Annotated in this window: 17 protein-coding genes and 3 pseudogenes; 7 read left to right on the top strand and 13 right to left on the bottom strand. The window is 31.4% G+C overall.

Features of this window, described 5'->3' with window-relative positions; translation table 11 throughout:
• Positions 1–114 precede the first annotated feature (114 nt).
• Entirely contained in the window at positions 115–561 is a 447-nt protein-coding gene (locus JX000_RS02450; RefSeq protein WP_206140840.1) for a LytTR family DNA-binding domain-containing protein, read from the top strand.
• Positions 558–1022: a DUF3021 domain-containing protein gene (locus JX000_RS02445; protein WP_002452407.1), complete on the top strand. Its 465-nt coding sequence runs from the start codon at positions 558–560 to the stop codon at positions 1020–1022. The genes JX000_RS02450 and JX000_RS02445 overlap by 4 nt, the downstream gene beginning before the upstream one ends.
• Before the next feature lie 58 nt (positions 1023–1080).
• Here JX000_RS02445 and mqo read toward each other — a convergent pair whose 3' ends face one another.
• Positions 1081–2559, bottom strand: a complete 1479-nt coding sequence (gene mqo, locus JX000_RS02440) for a malate dehydrogenase (quinone) (protein ID WP_206140839.1) — start codon at positions 2557–2559, stop codon at positions 1081–1083.
• A 436-nt stretch (positions 2560–2995) separates the two neighbouring features.
• On the opposite strand from mqo, the gene JX000_RS02435 reads away from it, so the two are divergent.
• Positions 2996–4141: a glycosyltransferase family 4 protein gene (locus JX000_RS02435; RefSeq protein ID WP_002452409.1), complete on the top strand. Its 1146-nt coding sequence runs from the start codon at positions 2996–2998 to the stop codon at positions 4139–4141.
• Between the two features lie 76 nt (positions 4142–4217).
• Here JX000_RS02435 and JX000_RS02430 read toward each other — a convergent pair whose 3' ends face one another.
• Positions 4218–5819 (bottom strand): L-lactate permease, encoded by a 1602-nt coding sequence (locus tag JX000_RS02430; RefSeq protein ID WP_002452410.1) that lies wholly within the window; start codon positions 5817–5819, stop codon positions 4218–4220.
• Between the two features lie 341 nt (positions 5820–6160).
• Between JX000_RS02430 and JX000_RS02425 the strand changes: the two genes are divergently transcribed.
• On the top strand, positions 6161–7843 hold the full coding sequence (locus tag JX000_RS02425) for a CDP-glycerol glycerophosphotransferase family protein (RefSeq protein WP_206140838.1): 1683 nt from the start codon (positions 6161–6163) through the stop codon (positions 7841–7843).
• Positions 7844–7927: 84 nt separating this feature from the next.
• On the opposite strand, the gene JX000_RS02420 is transcribed toward JX000_RS02425, so the two are convergent.
• The 3 genes from JX000_RS02420 to JX000_RS02410 form a co-directional block, all read right to left on the bottom strand.
• Positions 7928–8692: a hypothetical protein gene (locus tag JX000_RS02420; protein WP_002452412.1), complete on the bottom strand. Its 765-nt coding sequence runs from the start codon at positions 8690–8692 to the stop codon at positions 7928–7930.
• A 163-nt stretch (positions 8693–8855) separates the two neighbouring features.
• Complete coding sequence (locus JX000_RS02415; protein WP_206140837.1) at positions 8856–11018, bottom strand: bifunctional glycosyltransferase/CDP-glycerol:glycerophosphate glycerophosphotransferase; 2163 nt, start codon at positions 11016–11018, stop codon at positions 8856–8858.
• 153 nt (positions 11019–11171) lie between these two features.
• Positions 11172–11684, bottom strand: a complete 513-nt coding sequence (locus JX000_RS02410; RefSeq protein WP_002452414.1) for a GNAT family N-acetyltransferase — start codon at positions 11682–11684, stop codon at positions 11172–11174.
• A 247-nt stretch (positions 11685–11931) separates the two neighbouring features.
• Here JX000_RS02410 and tatA point away from each other — a divergent pair, with 247 nt between their 5' ends.
• Both tatA and tatC read left to right on the top strand, forming a co-directional pair.
• Positions 11932–12150 carry a twin-arginine translocase TatA/TatE family subunit gene (gene tatA, locus JX000_RS02405; protein WP_002452415.1) on the top strand — a complete coding sequence of 73 codons (219 nt, stop codon included), beginning with the start codon at positions 11932–11934 and terminating at the stop codon, positions 12148–12150.
• A complete protein-coding gene (gene tatC / locus JX000_RS02400) occupies positions 12134–12856 on the top strand; it encodes a twin-arginine translocase subunit TatC (protein WP_206140836.1) in 723 nt (240 codons plus the stop codon). Before tatA ends, tatC begins: the two co-directional genes overlap by 17 nt.
• Before the next feature lie 34 nt (positions 12857–12890).
• Here tatC and JX000_RS02395 read toward each other — a convergent pair.
• From JX000_RS02395 to efeO, 3 genes and pseudogenes are all read right to left on the bottom strand, one after another.
• Positions 12891–14603 (bottom strand): annotated as a pseudogene (locus JX000_RS02395) (FTR1 family protein).
• Positions 14584–15810: pseudogene (efeB, locus tag JX000_RS02390) on the bottom strand (iron uptake transporter deferrochelatase/peroxidase subunit). Before efeB ends, JX000_RS02395 begins: the two co-directional pseudogenes overlap by 20 nt.
• Positions 15807–16661, bottom strand: a complete 855-nt coding sequence (gene efeO / locus JX000_RS02385) for an iron uptake system protein EfeO (protein WP_145505559.1) — start codon at positions 16659–16661, stop codon at positions 15807–15809. Before efeO ends, efeB begins: the two are co-directional and overlap by 4 nt.
• Positions 16662–16987: 326 nt before the next feature.
• Here efeO and JX000_RS02380 point away from each other — a divergent pair, with 326 nt between their 5' ends.
• Complete coding sequence (locus tag JX000_RS02380) at positions 16988–17983, top strand: acrylyl-CoA reductase family protein (protein ID WP_002452420.1); 996 nt, start codon at positions 16988–16990, stop codon at positions 17981–17983.
• A gap of 62 nt (positions 17984–18045) precedes the next feature.
• On the opposite strand, the gene JX000_RS02375 is transcribed toward JX000_RS02380, so the two are convergent.
• From JX000_RS02375 to JX000_RS02355, 5 genes and pseudogenes are all read right to left on the bottom strand, one after another.
• Entirely contained in the window at positions 18046–18447 is a 402-nt protein-coding gene (locus tag JX000_RS02375; RefSeq protein ID WP_002452421.1) for a GNAT family N-acetyltransferase, read from the bottom strand.
• 24 nt (positions 18448–18471) lie between these two features.
• A complete protein-coding gene (locus JX000_RS02370; protein ID WP_002452422.1) occupies positions 18472–19506 on the bottom strand; it encodes an NAD(P)/FAD-dependent oxidoreductase in 1035 nt (344 codons plus the stop codon).
• Between the two features lie 129 nt (positions 19507–19635).
• Positions 19636–19800: pseudogene (locus tag JX000_RS12295) on the bottom strand (IS5/IS1182 family transposase); the annotation flags it as partial.
• 319 nt (positions 19801–20119) lie between these two features.
• Positions 20120–20533 (bottom strand): DUF2871 domain-containing protein, encoded by a 414-nt coding sequence (locus JX000_RS02360; protein WP_002452423.1) that lies wholly within the window; start codon positions 20531–20533, stop codon positions 20120–20122.
• A gap of 188 nt (positions 20534–20721) precedes the next feature.
• Positions 20722–21312 (bottom strand): YcnI family protein, encoded by a 591-nt coding sequence (locus tag JX000_RS02355; RefSeq protein WP_206140835.1) that lies wholly within the window; start codon positions 21310–21312, stop codon positions 20722–20724.

Raw genomic sequence — 21312 nt, 5'->3', positions numbered from 1 at the left:
GTTATTATCTTTGATAATTAACCACATAGCTTTATATATTAACCGCTTATCTTTATTTATCCTTTTCCAAATAATTATTATGTTTTAATGATTGATATAGAGGAGGTTACACCTGTGCAATTAAAATTATTTATTAGCCCCACTGAACGAAAGCAATTTGTAGAAATCCATTCACCACAAATGGATAAAAGTGTACAAGAAATAATTCAAACTGTTGAAGACATTGATCGTTTAACCGAAATAAATGGCAAATTAGATGAAGATATATTCCAACTAAAAATTGAAGATATCGCTAGCTTCCGTACTCAACAAAAACAAGTTGTAGCAGTATCCAATGGCAAAGTTTTCAATACTAAATACCGACTATATGAGTTAGAAGAACAACTCCCAAACACTTTCATTCGTATATCTAAGTCTGAAATTGTTAATCAACATGCCATTATTAAACTACAATTAGAAGCAAACGGATTAATACGTATGTATTTAAAGAACTTAGACGATGATTACACTTATTCCTCTAGAAGATATTTAAAATCAATTAAGGAGAGATTATCATTATGAAAAATATTTATAAATCCCTTTTCATTAGTTTAATGATTGGATTATTGCTTTCTAATTTTTTCAGTTTTCTCTATGCTAATGGACACTATCATCCATTGTCACCGTCTTCAACAATGGGCACAATTTATTACCATCATTTTTCAGAGCCTATCATTATGTTAATATCAATGTCTATTTGGATGCTAATAGGTCTTTTATTTTCATTTAATAGCCTAATATTCAATGCTACTGATTGGAGTATTACAAAATCTACATTTGTTCATTTTATTTGTAGTTATTTTCCATTTACTATCCTTGCAATCTTAGCAGGTTGGTTCCCCTTAAAAATGATGAGTTTAGTTTCATACACCATCATTTTCATAGGCATCTACATCTTGATATGGTTTATAAGTTACTTAAAAACAAAAAAAGAAATCAAAAACATTAATGAAAAGCTTATCAAATTTAATTCTAATCATTAATAAAAACACCTTTCTTACTAGTAGTTGATCTACTTATAAGAGAGGCGCTTTCCTTTTATTATTTAACTTTTAAATATTTAACAATTTCTTTATTTACTGCGTGATACACATCTTCATGTTCTGATAAGTTTAAACCGAATGAAGGTACCATTTCTTTAATAGCTGGTTCCCATGATTTAAAGTCATCTTTATAACATCTTTGAAGGACGTCAAACATGATATCTACAGCTGTGGATGCACCTGGTGATGCACCAAGTAGCGCTGCTAATGTGCCATCTTCTGACGTAATCACTTCTGTACCAAATTGTAGGTTTCCTTTGGCATCTTTAGTATCTTTAATCACTTGTACACGTTGACCTGCAGTAATGACTTCCCAATCTTCATCTTTAGCGTTTGGTAAGAAAACTCGTAAGTCGTCAACTCTTTCTTCGTTTGAAAGCATTAATTGTGATACTAAATATTTAGTTAAATCAAACTCCTTAACACCTGCTGATAACATCGTTACGATATTATTTGGTTTTACTGATTTAATTAAATCTAAGTATGAACCTGTTTTTAAGAATTTAGGTGAGAAACCTGCAAATGGTCCAAATAGTAATGAACGTTCGCCATTCACAAATCGAGTATCTAAGTGCGGTACAGACATAGGTGGTGCTCCCACTTCTGCTTTACCATACACTTTCGCATGATGGCGATTAATTACATCAGGATTTTTACATCTTAAGAATAATCCACTTACCGGGAACCCTCCGATATGTTTAGATTCTTTGATACCTGTTTTTTGCAGTAATGGTAAGCTTGCACCGCCTGCACCAATAAATACAAAGTCAGTTTCATAAGTTGTTACTTGATTATTCGTTAAATTTTTCACTTCAACTAACCAAGTCCCATTACTTTGTTTTTTAATATCTAACACTTCGTGTTTATATTGAATTTCAACATTCTTTTGTTGTAAATTACTGAATAATTTTTTAGTTAAAGCACCGAAGTTAACATCTGTACCAGTTTCATCATAAGTAATTGCAACTGGTTCGTCATCTGTTCTACCTTCCATCATCAACGGTACCCATTCAGCAATTTTATTTCTATCTTCAGAAATTTCCATTTTACCGAATAATACATTTTTTTGAAGACTTTCTACACGACGTTTCAAGAATTCAATATTGTTTGTACCTTTAACGAAGCTCATATGTGGTACTGATTGGATAAAGTTTTCAGGATTTTCTAACTGACCTGTTCTAACTAAATATGCCCAAAATTGTTTAGAAATTTGGAATTGTTCATTGATTTTAATCGCTTTACTAATATCTACAGATCCATTTTTACCTTCTTTGGTATAGTTCAACTCACATAATGCTGAATGCCCTGTACCAGCATTATTCCATACATTTGAACTTTCTTCGCCAGGTTGATTTAACTTTTCAAATACTTTGATTTCTTTATCAGGCGTTAATTCTTTTAATAATGTTCCTAGTGTTGCACTCATAATACCGCCACCAATTAAGATGACGTCTGTTTTGCTATGTTGTGTACTCATAACAAATACAGTCCCCCTTTTTAGTTGATTAATGAAACATCAAATGATCTAGACTTATATTAAAGCGCTTTCTAATTAGATAAAAAAATAAAATCAATAATGTTTTTCTTTTCTAAACATCATGTCGTCTTGGTTTTATTATTCATGAAATCTAGTCATAATCACTCAATCCATTACCTAAAACATGACACTTAAAACATTTTATATTGTACCATAACATGACTATTTTAATGAAAACAATCACCTATTGTACAATATAATTATAATTAATCATCTTAGGATAATTAAATTGAAATTAATATATATCTATATTTCAACCAAATAGATGTTTTCTAAATATTGGTAATATATCTATTTTAACATATTCGTTTATCTATTTCGTAATCTATGTCATGATATAATAATTAAAAATTCACAAAATATAAGAGGTGTTCAAATGAAGTCGTTCACATTTTTCATGCATAATATCTATGCCATGGGCGGTACAGTTAAATCGATTTCACAACTAGCTAACACATTAGCTGAAAAGGGTCATCCTGTTACGATTATTTCTGTCTTTAGAGGCAATGATCAACCTTATTTCAACTTACACAAAGACATCAAAGTACAAGATTTAGTTGATTATCGTTTAAAACCAACTCATTTTAATGCTATTTTAGCAAATCGAATAAGAAAATATACACCCTTGTTAAAGCCTAAACATTTATCTCAATATGAACCTGGATTAAATCAATTTTCAAGTTATGTTGAGAAAAAGATGATAAAAGCTATCAAACGTGTATCAACGGATGTCCTAATTGGTACAAGAGCAAGTTTTAATATCTTAATTGCTAAATATCAGAATAAAAATGTCACTACCGTTGCTATGGAACATATGAATTTTAATGCACATGAGCAAAAATTCCAAAATCAAATCATTAATGCCTACCGTGATGTTAATAAAATCACTACGTTAACTTCAGCCGATCAATCCATATATCAATCCAAACTAAAAACGCCCGTTTATGTAGTGCCAAATATTGCTAATAATAAACGTATCGCTGCTCAAAAGAAAAATATTATTCTTGCAGCAGGCAGATTGGAATACGAAAAAGGATTTGACCTCTTATTAGAAAGTATCAGATTAATTCAAGATGACTTAAGACATTTAAACTATGAATTACATTTATATGGTGATGGACAAGAGAAAGAACATTTAAAACAATTTATCGACCAATATCAATTACAAGATATTGTACACCTTTATCCTGCCACACCATCACTTAATCAAAAGTTAGCTCAAAGTAAAATCACTGTTATACCATCTAGAAACGAAGGATTTGGAATGGTGATATTAGAAGCTATGGCACAAGATAACATTGTCATTAGTTTCGATGGTAATACTGGTCCTGATTCAATCATTAAAAGTGGTAAGAATGGTTACTTAGTAACTCATGATGATACATCACAACTTGCTAAACGTATCGATCTAACGATGCATAATGATGAGGAACTACAACACATCATTCAAGAAGGACATGAAACACTGAAATCATATTCTGCAGAAGCCGTATACCACGACTTCATGAATATGTTCACTTAACATATAAACTTCTAAAATAAAAACTGATTTCTCGAAAATCGAGAAATCAGTTTTTAAATGCTTCTTTAATTTGTTCTTATAATATTACTGATAAGATAAATGTCCAAATACAAATGAATATGAGTAATCCAACACTGTATCTTAGAGTCATTTTTAATAGTTCTGATTCTTTACCAACTTCTTTAACAGCTGCAGTTGCAATAGCAATGGATTGAGGAGAAATCAATTTCGCTGCTACACCACCAACTGTATTAGAAGCAACCAATAATGAACCACTCGTACCAATTTGTTGTGCTACAGAAGCTTGAATAGGTGCAAATAGTGAGTTGTTATTCACAACTGAACCGGTCATAAATACACCAATCCAACCTAGTATTGGAGATAGTAATGGGAATACATCGCCTGTTTTTGCAATTCCTTGACCCATAGCACTACTTAGACCACCATATGTTGTAATTTTAGAGATAGCTAAAATAAAGCAAATTGTTAATATCGGTAACCATAACTCTTTAAATGTTACACCGAATAAACGCCCTGCATCACCAAAACCAACTTTTTTAGACATCAATACTGTAATAATAATGGTAATTAAAATCGCTGTACCTGTTTGTCCAATCAGGTTCAATGATAATGTAATTGGTTTATGTGCCACTTCACTAAATGTTCCTGGTAAATTAAAGTTTAATACTAAGCTTGATAACTTACCTTTAGGTAAGAATAAATTTTTGAATGATGGTGCGCTCCAAATCATAACAATGATCGTTAAAATGACAAATGGACTCCACGCATATAATATTGATTTAGCACTGTGGTGTTTTACTGGTTCAGGTTTTACGTCTTTTTGAACTCTAAACGTATGTTTAGGTTGGAATTTTCTAGAGAATAATGCTAAAGCTAACATTGATGCTAATGGTGGAATAATATCTGCTAATTCCGGTCCATTAAATACTGTTAATAAAGCTTGTAACACAGTATAAGTAATAGATACAACTAAGATTGAAGGTAATGTTTCTTTAATCCCTTTGAATCCATCAATGATAAAGATTAATAAAAACGGAATAAAGAAGTTGATAATAACTAATGTAAATACGGATGTTTGAGAAACGCCCATAGCTGATACATCACCAGGTAAATGTAAAGTATCAATAACTCCAACTGGAATACCAATAGCTCCAAATGCACCTGAAGCTGCGTTTGCAACTAAACATAACATAGCAGCTTGTAATGGTTTGAAGCCTAATTGCGCTAATAATAATGCACAAATCGCAATAGGAACCCCAAATCCAGCAGCCCCTTCTAAAAAGGCATTAAATGAGAATCCAATTAATAACAATTGAATACGTTGGTCTTGCGAAATACTCGTAATGCTATCTTGAATCGTTGAGAACTGCCCAGATTCTAATGTGATTTTATACAGTAATACTGCCATCATAACAATATAACCAATAGGGATAATACCTTGGAAGAAACCTTCCACAACTGCGCCTGAAGCAATACCTACTGGAAGTTTAAAGAACGGAATAGCGATTAACAGTGTTACAACTAAAGTTGTCACTGCCGCATATATCCCTTTCATTTTAAAAACAGTTAAACATAATAAAAACAAGATAATTGGAATTGCAGCAATAATACTAGATAACACTAAGTTATCAAATGGATTGAATGAATTTACTAACATAGTTTGACTCTTCCTTTACTATAAATTTTGTTGTCTCTAGCTAGATTTATATCAAAATTAAATTATTGAATATCGATAATTGTGATTTTTCATTAAAATATATTCTTTTATCACTTGTGAACTTTTTCACAATTAAAATATATCATCTTCTAGTTAAAATTACAACATTGTTTTTATAGTTTTTCTCAATTATTTTATAATATTCTCAATCACTAACTCTTTTAAAATGCGCATAAATGCGAAAACGGTTACTTAATCAAAAATAAGTGCCTTGTGATGTATTCATACGACTCACATGATAAAATAGAAAGAATAAATTTAGTCTTAAAGAGGTCAACGATATGATAAAGCAAATTAATATTACTAATATAGAAAATATAGATATTCAACTTATAAAAGCTTTGGATGAAGGTTATACTCATTTTGCCCCTTATTCGAATGATATGATGATCCATCAAAAGATGCTCGAATCTGTAGAGTTAAAAAGGACTTCAATCATTGTTGATTATACAATCGACAAATCATATCTAAATGATTGTCGTTATTTTGGACTTGAAACCATCGATTTTATTGACTGGGTGAAAAATATTAATCATTATCCAAACGTGATTTTTGAAATTAAATCAGCCTTATCTCACCTAGAAAAATTCAATATTGAAACAATATTTGATTTAGCTTTAGTTACTATTTTAAAAGGACAACTAGCTGTCGATGGACATGTCGTCTATGATTTCAAAGCACCTATGCATACAAGTACTGCACTTTGGTCATCTATTGATAAAGATAATATAAGTAAAATCAATCAATTCTATTTAAATACGATAGCTTATGAACATCGTCAAAAAGTACCATTTCCTAAATTCACTTTTGATGACCATAGTGACTTAAGATATTCAGATTCAGTGTTATTAAGCACTAAATTCAAATTGCCCAAATGGATGTTTAAACCATTTAAAAATCATTCTTTAAAAAAACATAGAGAAATAAGTTATATATATGATAAAGACACATCGGTACTGAAAGACCATGTTGTCTTTATCGGATTTGATTATGGTTATCGTGGCAATTCTAAATATTTATTTAGCTACTTTGTAAAACGTAATCCAACGATTGAAACTTATTTTGTCACAAATGATAGACAAGGACCACATTTTATATCGCCTGATAATCCAGAAACACAAGCCATGATTGAAACAGCTAAAGTTGTGGTTACTGAAAGCTATATGCCAGATGCCATCAAACCTAATGGTACTATTATTCAGCTTTGGCATGGGACACCAATTAAAAAGTTATTTTTAGATAGTCGTGAACCAAATCAAAACTTAAATATTTATAATTACAGAGCCCGTAAATATAATAAATTAGCTAAACAAGATTATTTAGTATGTGACTCTAAACTAGCTATGGATATGTTTCATTCAGCTTTCCCAACACATCATACACACGTGTTACCTATTGGCTATCCAAGAGTGCAATATTTGTTGAATAAACTGAATGAGTCTTCATTTTATGAACAACTTAAACGTGAATTAAGATGCGACTCAAATAAACCTGTGCTATTATATGCACCGACATGGGTTTCAGATCATCATGATGATGAATTGTTACCAATCTCAGAACAATTATTAGCTAAATATAATGTCATATTCAAAGGACACGTTGAAAGTGACCGCGTAGCTCAGCTACCTGATGGCGTGATTTTACCTCAAAAAGGTATTGAAACACAGGACCTATTGCTTATTTCTGATGTCGTTTTAACAGATTATTCTTCAATTATTTTTGATGCTTTAACGATAGATAAACGTGTTTGTTTATACACACCGAATCACACAAAATATGTCGAAGAACGTGGTGTTTATATAGACGTTATCAAAAGTTTATCTAATGTCTGGTACACAGATGCTGATTTGTTAACACGTGATTTAATCAATGATATGATTCCTAAAAATCATAATCCATACATCAATAAGGATAACCAATCATTACAATACTTAACTCAACTCATTCAAGATGAACTAAAATAAAATTGTTTTTTATAAAAAGGCGTACCACAAATGGTGAGAGTTTGTGATACGCTTTTTTTTTACTATATAAATTCAGATTTTAATCTATTTTCCATAAGCTGGATCAACAACAACAGGTTGACCTTGACTATTCACTGTAACAATAGAATAAACACCATTTTGTTGTGGATCTTTAAAACTAAATACATAACTGTAATTACCATTGTTACCTTCAATGCCGTAATCATTATACGTTTTATTATGATTACCATATAAATTAGCTTCTTGTTTAGCAATATCTAAGGCAGTTTGGAAGTTTGGTAATTGTTTTAAGGCTTCTGATTGATTCACATTATCTCTTGTTAAGCTTCTTGCTACATTAACTGCATTAGTACCATGATAAGGTGCTACATAACCGTTATTACCTTGTGTAGGTTGTTGTGTATCTTGGTTTGATGAGCCTTGGTTTGGTGTACCTTGATTATTATTAGTATTACTTGGTTGCTGATTATTGTTTGTAGCACCATTATTATTTCCATTCGTATTTTGTGCTTGTTGATCTGAACTACTTCCATTATTATTGGATGACGCTTGTTGGTTATGATCACTATCTTGGTTACTACTTGTTGAATTGCTATCGTTTGAAGCTACGTTATCATTTTTATCTTTGTCTTTGTTTTTATCGTCTTTATCGCTTTCTTTATCAGACGATTTGTCCTTTGAATGATCATTAGATGCTTTATCTTTCTGTTCAGTTTTTGACTGATCATCCTTAGAACTATCTTTGTCTTTACTACTATCATCATTAGAACATGCTGCTGCGCCTAAAATTAAGGATAAAGCTAACAAACTCGTATACAATTTCTTCATTAATAAAACCTCCTATAGTATTTTGATTAACCATTCAAACATCTTCACCCTACTATCAACGCAGTTACATTGATAATTAAAAACATAAAAAGGGCATAATATTTAATTACTTATAAATATTATACCCTAATTTTATTAATTTTTCGTATTATTTTAATAAAGATTAACCTTCAATATCTTTATGAATTAAATCTCCAATATATTGAGATGCTGTGCCTTTATCAACTGAACAGAATCGATGATAAAATGCATCAATTTTATCTTGATAGTCATGTTGCACCTTATCTAAATCTTTAAGTTGTTTTGCTAATTCATAAGGTTCTGTAAAAATAGGACCTGGTAAATCTTTTTTATAATCCATATAGAAGCCTCGTAAGCCTTTGTCATATTTATCAATATCATATGCAAAGAAGAATTGAGGGCGTTTTAAAATACCGTAATCAAACATAACTGAAGAGTAATCTGTAATGAGACAATCACTCACTAAGAATAACTCAGATACATCGTTATAATTAGAAACATCCACAGCAAATTTTTCAAATCCTGTTAAATCAATCGCATTTGAAATTAAATAATGCATACGTAAAAGGATAACATAGTCATCGCCTAATTCTTGATATAAATTATCTAGATCGATTTTCAGTTCAAATAAATACTTGCCTTTACTTACAAACTCGTCATCTCTCCAAGTTGGCGCATACATAATGACTTTTTTATCTTCAGGAATATTTAAGTTCTTCTTAATTTCATTTTTAAAATCTTCATCGTTTGCTCTATTTACTAAAATATCATTTCTAGGATAACCAATTTCTAACATTCTAGGTTCATCCATCCAAAATGCACTTTTGAAAATTTCAGTAGAATATCTGTTTGGAGAAATTAAATAGTCCCATCTTGATGTTTCACGATTAAAGTTTCGTTTATATTTAGGTGTCGTCGTACCTGGCATACGAACCACTTTCATATCATTAGCTAAGCGTTTCAATGGTGTGCCGTGCCAAGTTTGAATGTAAGTTTGATTTTCTTTCTTATTTAAATATAATGGTAATCTCGCATTTGAAACCCAATGACTCGCTTCAGAATATGCTTTATAATAGGCTTCTGAATTTCGTTTAACTGTTTCCGCATTACCTGGAACTACGTGATTTTTAGGATTTTTAAATGACCAAACATAACGATAATTCGGATAATATTTTTGCATATATTCATAAATATATTTAGGACTATCGCTATAGTTTTTACCACCGAATGATTCAAATACAATCGTTTCTGGCTTAACATTGTCTTCTTTATCTGTTAATTCATAAATAGAGCGATTTTTATTCTTATTACGTAAAACAATATTTTTAACATGTCTTAATGTCTTTCTAAATTGATTCACTTGAAATGCTTTTTCTGTATCTTCGTTCATTAATAGAATCGTTTCAATTTTGTTAATAAGATGTTGATGTTTAATCAAGTTCACATTTAAATAACGTGCAAGTTCAACAAGTGTTTCTTTGTGTGCAGCATATCGTTTCTTAATATCATGATGTGTAGGATCAAAATCTCTCGCAATTTGCTGTTCTAATTTATTAATAATAAATGATTTAGTCTCTTTATGAGTGACACGTGCCATTGCATCATAGAACATTTTGACATAATCTTCGAATAAGATGTCAAAGTCTTGTTCACTTAATGTCTTACCATCAAATGGATCATATACTTCTCCACGATAATAGAATGAGAAATTCGTAATTCTCATAAATTTATTAACATATTTTGAATACTCAATAACGAATGACCAGTCTGTATACACATTTAAATCTTCATTAAACTTTAAATCATGTGCTCTGACGATAGCCGTTCTAAAAATAATGTTACATGCTGTTTGCTTTCTTAAAAATGAATTAATATTACGTTTACCATCAAAATAGTTAACTTTTACTTTGTCTAAGTCAACATATTGTGGCTTTTTAAGCATAAATGAATGCACAGGTGCAATTAACCCATCTGTATAATTAAACTTATCTAAGTAAAAAGTAATTGCATAAGAAGCTAATTCATCATCTGCATCTAAGAACATGAAATAAGGAGTTTCTACTTCCTTCATTGCAACATTTCGTGCGTGTGCATGACCTTGATTTTCTTCTAATTTAATGTAATTAACTTTTTTATCATAATCTTTAAGTGATTCTTTCATCAATGCCTCTGTTTGATCTGTGGAACCATCGTTAACTATGATAACTTCAAAATCTTGAGTACGTTGTTGCTTAATACTTTCTATACAACTTTGAATATACTCCTCTGAATTATAGTAAGTGACAATAATCGTCAATGAATGCATCTAATACGTCCTTTCCAACGTTAAATCTTTTTATATTTATCTAATTATTTTAATCATAATTAAAAAATTAACGTCATCATTATATCTGACTTTGTACTGATATGCGAATAATTCAATATGTGATTTCAAATCAAATCATAGATATATACATAATTATAATTCCTTTTCCATGATAATATCTCTATCCACAACATCTCCTGTAATAAATTCGTGGTGTCCTGTTTCAACAAAACCTCGTGATTCATAAAACTTAATGGCTTGAGGATTATTTTCCCAAACGCCTAACCAAATTTTGGATTTTTTATATGCTTTTGCTTTCTCAACAGCAAGGTCTATAAATTTTTTGCCTCTGCCTCCACCTTGATGTGATTGATAAAAATAAATACGTTGAACTTCTAAATAATCGGGGCCATGTGGTTCAGTTTGTGCATCATCAACATTAAATTTTGTGTATCCAACAATGTCGTCATCTTCAGTAAAAAAATAATAAAATGATAACGGTTCTTGTAATTCTTTTTTTAAAGTCTCAATATTAAACGCACTATCAAAGTACTTTTGTAAATTTTCATCTGTATAGAATGGTCCAAATGTTTCATAAAACGTATCTATCGCTAACTTTTGTAATGTTTCAACTTCTTCAATACTTACTTCCCTTATTTGTTTCATGATTACATAAATCCCCCTTTAATCGTGTAGATTAACAATACTTTATCTTATTTCTTAAAAAAATTCATCTATTATTAATTATTTTCATAATTAAAGCAATCACTTTGGACTTCAAGCATCTCGTTTTGATTCTAACGGTATTTAGTTTTATAAAAAATCTTTTAAAAAGTAAAATACTTATTGATAATCTTTATCAATAAGTATAAAGTTATAATTAATCAATCACACTCATAAAGGATGGAATTAAATGGAAAATTTGTTTGTATTAGGAATTACTGGACCTACAAGTCTTGTCATCATTAGTATTATTGCCTTAATCATTTTTGGACCTACGAAGTTACCACAATTTGGACGTGCTATTGGATCAACATTAAAAGAATTTAAATCCGCTGCTGAACACATGGACGACGATTCTACAGACACACCCAGTAAAGCATCAAAATCACAACGTGAACAATCAAAATAACTCGACATTATTAGATCATTTTACTGAATTACGACAACGATTAGTACATACTCTGATTGCCTTTATTATCGCAACAGTGATAACTTACCTATCATCACATTGGTGGGTTAAACCTTTTTTACATTATGTAAAACGTTCTGATGTGACATTGCACACATTCTCGTTTACTGAAACCATACAAATTTATATTATGATTATATTTACGGTTGCCCTTTGCATTATTGCACCAATGATTTTCTATCAATTATGGGCATTTATCGCACCAGGCTTACATCAACATGAACGCAAATTCATCTATAAATATAGTATCTTTTGTGCAGTTCTTTTTATTCTTGGCGTTATATTTGCCTTTTTTATTGGTTTTCCACTGATTATTAATTTTTCAATTAACTTATCAGATGCCCTTAGTATCGAACCAATCATAGGTTTAAAAGCATATTTAGGAGAACTCATAAGATGGCTATTGGTTTTTGGTTTTTTATTCCAAATTCCAGTACTATTTTTAGGATTAGCGCATTTTGGTTTAATTGATCCGCGCCAATTAGGTACTTATCGTAAATATATTTATTTTGCATGTTTTGTAGTTGCTAGTATCATTGCACCACCTGATTTAGTACTTAATTTATTATTAACGTTACCTTTAATTCTTTTATTTGAATTTAGTATGCTCATCGCCAAAATCACATATAAACAGCAAAACATCTAGAACGAAGTCTAATATCTTCATTCGAGATGTTTATTTATTTCTTACGATTGTTTAAAACGAATATAAGAATAAGTATGATTAATATGACTTGAGCAATAATGGTTTCAAAACTTGGATAGAAACCAATCCAACTCAATGTTGGTAATCCTTCAATACTATGCTGAGACATATAGCCTAACAATTGTAATTTTTGAATACTTACACCTAACATTTTAAATGTCATGACAAATATTAAGATAGACAGTACTCTAAATATGAATCGTACAGGAATAAGTTTCACAATAAATCTAAATGCAAATGCGAAGATAATTAATATGATGATGGCTAATCCTATACCAAGAATGAAATCTTTAGTAGTAATGCTACCAATCATCCCCATATAGAAGATAATGACTTCGACACCTTCACGTAATACAGAAATTAATCCAATTGTACCTAGTAATATTAAATTACCATTACTCATCGCATTGTTATACATGCTCTGGATCATTTCATTCCAACGTTGAGCATTTGATCTTCGATGCATCCAAATACCAACAACATACATTAATACCACTGCTACGATACCTAAAATAGCTTCCATACCTTCTCTTACGACGCCATTATTACCAATCGTATAGATAAAGGTAATACCTAGTCCAATACTTAAAATAAGACCTAATAAGGCACCGCCTACTACACTAGACGTTCCTTTAACATCCTTAACTTTACGTGTCATCGTTGTTAAGGTCATGATAATTAATAAGACCTCGATACCTTCACGTAGGAAAATAATCATTACATCTACAAATGAATACTCACCTTGTCCGACCGTATCTTTGATTTCTGAATTTAATTCTTGTAACCCTTTTTTCACACGGTCTTTATTAGATTGATCTAAAATACTTTGGTAGTAAGGAATTTTATCTTCTATTTTAGTATATAAACTACTATTTTTAGTTTGAATTTTACCTTCGACATATGGCCAGATTTTAACAAATTGCGATAATGATGCATCTGCTTTATCTAAATCATTGTCATTGATACCAGCAATCGCTTTATCTAATTCTTCATTGAGTTGAGTAACTTTATACTTATCTGAGTCTGAATCAGATTGCTTTTGATCAACGGTATCAATACTGTTCTTAAACGTTGACCATGCTGATTTAACTTTGTCAGTATCTAGTGGCTCTTTTTGAATGGCAACTCTTAATTGCATTAAATTAACTTCAATTTGGCCATATTTACCATCATCATAATTTCGAATGACTGTTTCATTACTTGTCCATATCGAATTTAAATCATTATTTAATGATTGTAATTCTGTATGATTTTTATCTTACATGGCTTTTTTCATTGGTGCGTCTTTAGCATCAACTGCTTGTTGTAACTCTTTAATCTTTCCTGAAGCGTCTTTAGAAGATTGTTGGTTTTCATAAGCAATAAGCGCTTTAGTCAGTTCACCAAGTTTGTCCGCTTTAGCATCGTCTGATGAAGCATGTTCTACTTCTTTCAACTTGCTATTAACTTGTTTGCCTTCTTTGCTATCATTATTAATCTTTAACGCTTTAATTTCTTTTTTAACGTCTTTTAATGCTTTAGCTTTATCAGATTGGCTTTTATCTTTATCTGCAATTGTCGATTTCGCATCAGTAATCGCAACATATGTTTCGCTCATTGAGGCTGATTCGGCGTGTGCAGGTGTAAATCTAAAAATAGATAGCCCAATCATTAATATCACTACTATTTTAATTAAATAGTGTTTCACCTAGGTAGCCTCCCTTTTGTACGCCTGGCAATACGATAAATGTAGCAGTACCTCTATGCGTAATATATTCATTCAATTTGTCTTTATGACCTAGATGATTCTGTATATCAATAAATTGTTGTGGTGATTTTTGGAAACTAATAAATAATAATCCTGTTTCTAAATTGCCAGTTTTTTCGTTAGTACCTGCAGTATAATTATACGCACGTCTTTTAATTGAAGTTTTCGCTTCTCTTGCCAATCGTGCATGGGCGTCTTCTGGAATGACATATTCTCCTCTACTATCTTTAGCTTTTAAATCCAACTCATCAAATTCTTTTTTACCTGTTAACGGTGCACCTGAACTTCTTTTTCTACCGAAAGTAGCTTCTTGTTCTTCTAATGCAGTACGATATCATGTTTCGATGTGAATTTGAATACGTCGAATGATACAATATGTGCCATTTTTAGCCCAACCGTTATTAATAAAGACATAATCTTTGTATTCATTCGTTTTACGCGGATTAACTGTACCATCCTTAAACGCCATTAGATTTCTTGGTGTTTCTTTACCTTTGACTGATACAAATCCGTTTTGTGACCATTTTACTTTGACTAAATCTCTAAACGGACGAATTAAGTTATGTACAGCATGAAATGTTACTTGCTCATCATTAGAACAAGCTTGAATCATGATGTCACCATCACTATAGTCTTCGTCTATTTGATCATTTGGAAAATGTGGTAAATCTTTATAGTCTTTTCGGATTTTGTCGGAAAGGCCTAACTTTTTCATAAATGATTTACTCACACCAAATGTGAGTGTTAATTTACTAGCGCCTAAACCGATAGCTTCGCCAGTATCAACGGGTGGTAACAAAGGATTCTTACTATCCTTTTCTACCGCATCGCCGTCAGTCATATTTGCTGCCATTTTAGTCCATTGCTTAAACATATCCTTAATGGCACTTTTATCTTTAGATTTAAGTTCTAACGATACGACATTACATGTTTTCTGTGTTGGTGTTGTAATGCCTGCTTGTACTTTGCCATAAAATTCATATGCATCTTTTTCTTCATCTTCTGGCGTATCAAACATTGACTTAAATGAAAATACACTACCTGCTCCACTTGCACCAATGACTACGCCAGCTCCACCAATACCCATCATTTTTAAAAATGAGCGTCTTGAAACAGAAGACGATGATTGATTATCTACTTTACTCATTCTGTAACCACAGCCATCTTACTTAGTGGTTCTCCTAAAGAATTCACTGCATCTGAAAGTGCTTTTCTATCTTTCTTAGTTACATCATTATAAGATTTGTATCCGTCTCCGTCTTTATATTTATCAAGTAATTCATTCACATTATCAAAGTTCTTTTGAATATCAGCACTTAATTTTTTATCTTTTTTCTCTAATGTTGGTTTGAATAATTCATAAATCTTTTGTGCACCTTCGATATTAGCTTTGAAGTCATATAAATCTGTGTGAGAATAAATTTCTTCTTCACCAGTAATTTTAGACGTTGATACTTCGTTTAATAAATCTACTGACCCCTGTAACATTAACTTAGGTGTAATATCTAAAGTTTCAGCCTTAGCATGTAGCTCTTTAGCATCTTTTAATAATTGTTGAGCATCTTTCTTTGTTGTATCGTCTATAGTGTTATCCTGAAATAATTGTTTCTCTATTTTGTGATAACCTGACCATTCTTTTTCTTTCTTTTCTTCTTTCATATCTGCCAAACGTGCATCAATTTTTGGATCTAAATCACCAAATGCTTCTGCAACAGGTTCTGAACGTTCGTAGTACATACGTACTTTAGGATACAATTCTTTTGCTTTATCCATATCATTATTGTCGATTGCATCGACAAACTGTTGAGTCCCTTTTAAGAATTCATCTAATTGTTTATCAGTATATTTTTCATATTTTTTAGTAGCTTCTTTTAATTCAGCTTTGTTTTCACTATTATTACTACTCTTATTAGCATTATCTTTACCGCCATCACTATTGTTACCACATGCTGCTAAAAGTAATGACGACGTTAATAAAATTACTGGTAATTTCTTCATTCCTACACCTCTTCAAAATTTTTCACGTTGATTTGTCGCGCTATATATACAGAATATTTTTATCTATGTAATATCAATTGATAATCATTATCAAAATAATTATATGTGTCCATTTTAAATGTGTCAACAACAATTCTTTTCAATTTTTATGAGACAGATTTTTTAACATTTTAATTTCTAAAACTTTATGCAATTTCACTTCGTTTTATATTAAAATAACCATGGCATTATTTTGCTAAATATAAATAAGGAAAGTAGAAATCATTTTAATAAGTAAATGAACAAATTATAATGAAGGTCAATAATATTGAAGGAGTGAACATGTTTTGGCAGAAGAATTTAAAGCTTATGTCGTAGATAGAGATACTGAAGGAAAGGTCTCTGCAGATTTTAAGCAACTTACAATAAATGATTTACCTGAAGGTGATGTCCTTATTAAAGTACATTACTCAAGTATTAACTATAAAGATGCATTAGCTACACAAGATCGTAATGCAATTGTTAAACAATATCCTATGGTACCAGGAATAGATTTATCAGGTGAAATTGTAGAATCTAATGCACCAGGTCACTATGTAGGAGATAAAGTCATTGTAACAAGCTATGATTTGGGCGTGAGTCAATTTGGTGGTTTCAGTGAATATGCTCGTGTGAATAGCGAATGGATTATCGATCTACCCGAAGATTTAACTTTAGAAGAAGCTATGATTTATGGTACTGCTGGTTACACAGCTGGTTTAGCTATTGAGCGATTAGAAACAGAAGGATTAACAATAGAAAAGGATAATGTATTAGTTAGAGGCGCTTCTGGTGGCGTTGGTATGCTATCAGTCCTTATGTTAGATAAATTAGGTTATGACGTTGTTGCTAGTACTGGGCGTAAAGATGCAACTGACAAATTGAAAACATTAGGCGCTAAGGATGTTATTGATCGCTTACCTGAATATGATGGTAAAGCATTAGGTTCAAGAACTTGGCAGGCTGCTATAGATCCAGTTGGCGGCGAAAGTTTAGCTAATATCGTCAATAAGCTTGATAATAATGGCAGTATAGCCGTTATTGGAATGACTGGTGGCACTCAATTCGAAAGTTCTGTCTTTCCACTTATTTTAAGAGGAATCAGTATATTAGGCGTTGATTCTGTCTTCACTCCAATTAAACTACGCAAACTCGTCTGGCGTCGTCTTGCCAAAGATTTAAAACCAAAACAATTACATGATATTAAAGAAGTCATTGCATTTGATGACTTACCAAATGGTATTGATCGTGTAATGAATCATCAGCACATGGGTCGAATCGTTGTCGACTTTGGTGTTAAATAACATAAGAGCTTACAACAAAAAGGCGTCCTCGTTACATTGTCGAGGACTCCTTTTGAATATGTTTAAAATAAAATATACATCCCCATTGAATGTGGCTCTGTAGATTGAAAACCAAATTTTTCATACAATTTATCTGCGGGATAATCAGCCATTAAACTCACATAAGTACCTTTTACCGCATTTTCATGAACGTATTGCATAATGTGTTCCATAATTGTACGACCATATCCTTGTCCTTGATAATCTGGATGAACAGCAATATCGACAATTTGAAGTGCTGTTCCCTCATCTCCAACGATTCTACCCATACCTATTAATGACGACTCATAATATAAAGTGACATTAAAACAAGCATTAGGCAATCCTCTTTTAGCCGCTTCAGTGGACTTTGCACTTAGTCCCGCATCTAATCTTAATTTTAAATAATCTTCTACGGACGGCGCTATATGTTTGATAACTACCATTATGGCTCCTCCAAATTTTTCTTTTTAAAATAAATATTGGTTTATAATTTCTTTATTAGACTCTTTGAAGATATCATTATGACTTGACACATAGCCTTCTGTTGGAGCATCAGGTTGAATATACGTTTTAGCAAGGTTAGCTGCGTTACCTGCATCACTAAAGGCACTCGCAATCAAGTGAACTTTTGCTTCATGATGTACAATATCACCACATGCAAAGATACCTGGAATATTAGTAGTTGTATTTCCAAAACCTTTAACTCGATATTCATCATATAATTCAAATTGTGATGTACAATCCTTTAATAGCGGATTTTCATGATCAAAGCCATGGCTAATGATGACGTCATCAAATGACGCTATAGTCATTTCTCCTGTCTCTATGTTTTCTAATTTAACTTGGTGAATATACGTATCTTCTTCGTTACCTATGAGTTCACTAATTTGTGTATGTGGTATCAATGTTACATTTAAATCTTCTAGAACTTTAGTCATTGCTTCATATCCAGACACTTCTGGTTTTCTAAATATAACTGTCACACTGTTCGCAATTTGAGCAATATCACGCGCCCAATCTAACGCAGTATTGCCGCCACCAGAAATAAGTACATCTTTCCCCTTAAATCTACCAAATGATTGCACGACATAATGCAAGTTCGTCAGTTGATATCTTTCAGCCCCTTTGATATTTAATGGTTTAGGATTTATAATCCCACCACCGATTGCAAAAATAACCGATTTAGAATGGAAGATATGGCCTTTTTCAGTTTCAACTTCAAAGTGTCTTTCATCTATTTTTCTTATATCTATGACACGTTCATTTAAATTCACTTTAGGATTAAAGTGTAACCCTTGTTGAATCATATCTTCAATTACTTGGTAACAAGGTTTAGGTGCTACGCCACCTATATCCCATATAATTTTTTCTGGATAAACTTGCATCTTTCCACCCAATTTATCTTGAACGTCTATGATTCTCACAGACATCCCTCTTAGACCTGAGTAAAAGCTTGCAAATAAACCTGCTGGCCCGCCACCTATAATTGTAACGTCTTCCATTTTGCTTCCCCCTATAATAACACTGTAAAAAACATATATTTATACTTTAACTGAAAATTATTATCATTTAATACTTTTTCATTATACTATACGATATTTGACTTATGAAGCAAATCACTTCACAAAAAACTGCTTGAGACATTGACTATGAAACTGGACAAATAAAGATTCAATTAATGCATCTGTTTTGGGGTTTACTCTAAAACGATTAATAGTTTTATATGAGGGTGTTTAATTTTGTGATAACCAAATCATTCTAATGATATCATTAAGCAAGTTTTCTATTTTTCGACCTTAGAAAATTGGTAGTGTAAGTTGAGTCATGTTATAAACTTTATACATAAGGCACCTCGTTAATTTAGTTTAGTGGCATTTATTAAATTATATTAAAGTTCCTTATTTTCCAAAGTAAAATTACACGTTAATACGGAGTATTGGTGACGAGACTCCTGAGGGAGCAGTGCCAGTCGAAGACCGTGGCTGAGACGGCACCCTAGGAAAGCGAAGTCAGTCAATACGAAGTATTGAATATAACTAAAGCACAAAGATGATTTAAAATTTCAAATCATCTTTGTGCTATTATTTTTGGCATTTATATCTTAGACTCTTCGTTTTAATCTCTTGGTTCTTTGATGATCGCCTGTCTTAATAAGAAAAACAGTATTAATAATGCGGCTAACATAGCCGTATGTCCCATACCTGCAAAACCAGGGAAAGATGCTGGAACAGTTTTACCTATAACTTGATATGTACCTTTGACTGTCATCATACCAATTGTAACTAATAAACCAATATGATAAATCACGAAAAACCAATTAAATAAATAATAGCTACTTAATTTAAAAACTTTTTCTAAAGGTAGTAATAATAAAAACATGAACATACCTAAAATTAATGTATGTGTATGAACTAATGATAATTGTGTATCACCCGTAAAATCGTGCATTTTCGTCAATTCTCTATAATAAAAACCACTAAATAATCCAATAATCATATAAATTAAAAATGAGTATAATAATCTACGCATGATGTTTCCTCCCTCACCTCTATATTATAGAACATATTTATCATTATGAAAGTGACAATACAACAACATCATTACTATTTTAAAAATTGAGTTATATAAAAAGAGACAGAGCCATAACGTTGTATGATGTCGCTATTCAAAATAGCAATGCTTCAAGCGTTATATAACTCTATCTCTAATTCAAATGATTATTTACGTGCTTTCTTAAAAATTGCAATTAGTGAAAGTAAAATTGCGACAATAGATACTATCCATAGTGCAATTGTACTACCACTTGTAGTTGATGATTGATCACTATGTGAGCCATTTGGATTAGCACCTTTTTTCACAGTTGTAATTGGTGCAGGATGTTCACTATCTTCTTTTCCGTTCCATTTTACGACGTCACCGTTATCATACGTTTGAACGGCTTTCCATTTGAAACTACCATCTTTATCAGGATTAGCCGCTACAATTGGAAATTCTATAAATTCATTTGGACCGATACCTTTACCAGTGGCCTTCCATGTTACTTTTGTGATGTTCCCTTTTTTATCTTTTTCGAAAGAATGCCTAAAACCGTCAACTGGTGCTACATTTTCAAGATTCACACCTTTTGGTACTGTTAACTCTACTTTTATTGTGTTGTCATTTTGTTCTACTGGAACACGTACATCATATTTATCATATGATTTGGGCTCGCTCTCATTAGGATTTAATGTGACATGTGCATCGGCAACTTTAAATAGTCCTAATGCAATAAATAAAATAAAACTCATCGATATTAATTTTTTAAACAT

It is taken from the genome of Staphylococcus sp. SB1-57 (genome assembly GCF_017086425.1).
Taxonomy (GTDB): Bacteria; Bacillota; Bacilli; order Staphylococcales; family Staphylococcaceae; genus Staphylococcus; species Staphylococcus warneri_A.
Note: the sequence above shows the minus strand (reverse complement) of the source record. Positions and strands in the feature narration are given on the sequence as shown.

Bases quoted from the DNA above. Each gene is read 5' to 3' on its own strand.
- JX000_RS02445 (WP_002452407.1), top strand. From the start codon at position 558: ATGAAAAATATTTATAAATCCCTTTTCATTAGTTTAATGATTGGATTA.
- mqo (WP_206140839.1), bottom strand. From the start codon at position 2,559: ATGAGTACACAACATAGCAAAACAGACGTCATCTTAATTGGTGGCGGT.
- JX000_RS02435 (WP_002452409.1), top strand. From the start codon at position 2,996: ATGAAGTCGTTCACATTTTTCATGCATAATATCTATGCCATGGGCGGT.
- JX000_RS02430 (WP_002452410.1), bottom strand. From the start codon at position 5,819: ATGTTAGTAAATTCATTCAATCCATTTGATAACTTAGTGTTATCTAGT.
- JX000_RS02425 (WP_206140838.1), top strand. From the start codon at position 6,161: ATGATAAAGCAAATTAATATTACTAATATAGAAAATATAGATATTCAA.
- JX000_RS02420 (WP_002452412.1), bottom strand. From the start codon at position 8,692: ATGAAGAAATTGTATACGAGTTTGTTAGCTTTATCCTTAATTTTAGGC.
- JX000_RS02415 (WP_206140837.1), bottom strand. From the start codon at position 11,018: ATGCATTCATTGACGATTATTGTCACTTACTATAATTCAGAGGAGTAT.
- JX000_RS02410 (WP_002452414.1), bottom strand. From the start codon at position 11,684: ATGAAACAAATAAGGGAAGTAAGTATTGAAGAAGTTGAAACATTACAA.
- tatA (WP_002452415.1), top strand. From the start codon at position 11,932: ATGGAAAATTTGTTTGTATTAGGAATTACTGGACCTACAAGTCTTGTC.
- efeO (WP_145505559.1), bottom strand. From the start codon at position 16,661: ATGAAGAAATTACCAGTAATTTTATTAACGTCGTCATTACTTTTAGCA.
- JX000_RS02375 (WP_002452421.1), bottom strand. From the start codon at position 18,447: ATGGTAGTTATCAAACATATAGCGCCGTCCGTAGAAGATTATTTAAAA.
- JX000_RS02370 (WP_002452422.1), bottom strand. From the start codon at position 19,506: ATGGAAGACGTTACAATTATAGGTGGCGGGCCAGCAGGTTTATTTGCA.
- JX000_RS02360 (WP_002452423.1), bottom strand. From the start codon at position 20,533: ATGCGTAGATTATTATACTCATTTTTAATTTATATGATTATTGGATTA.
- JX000_RS02355 (WP_206140835.1), bottom strand. From the start codon at position 21,312: ATGTTTAAAAAATTAATATCGATGAGTTTTATTTTATTTATTGCATTA.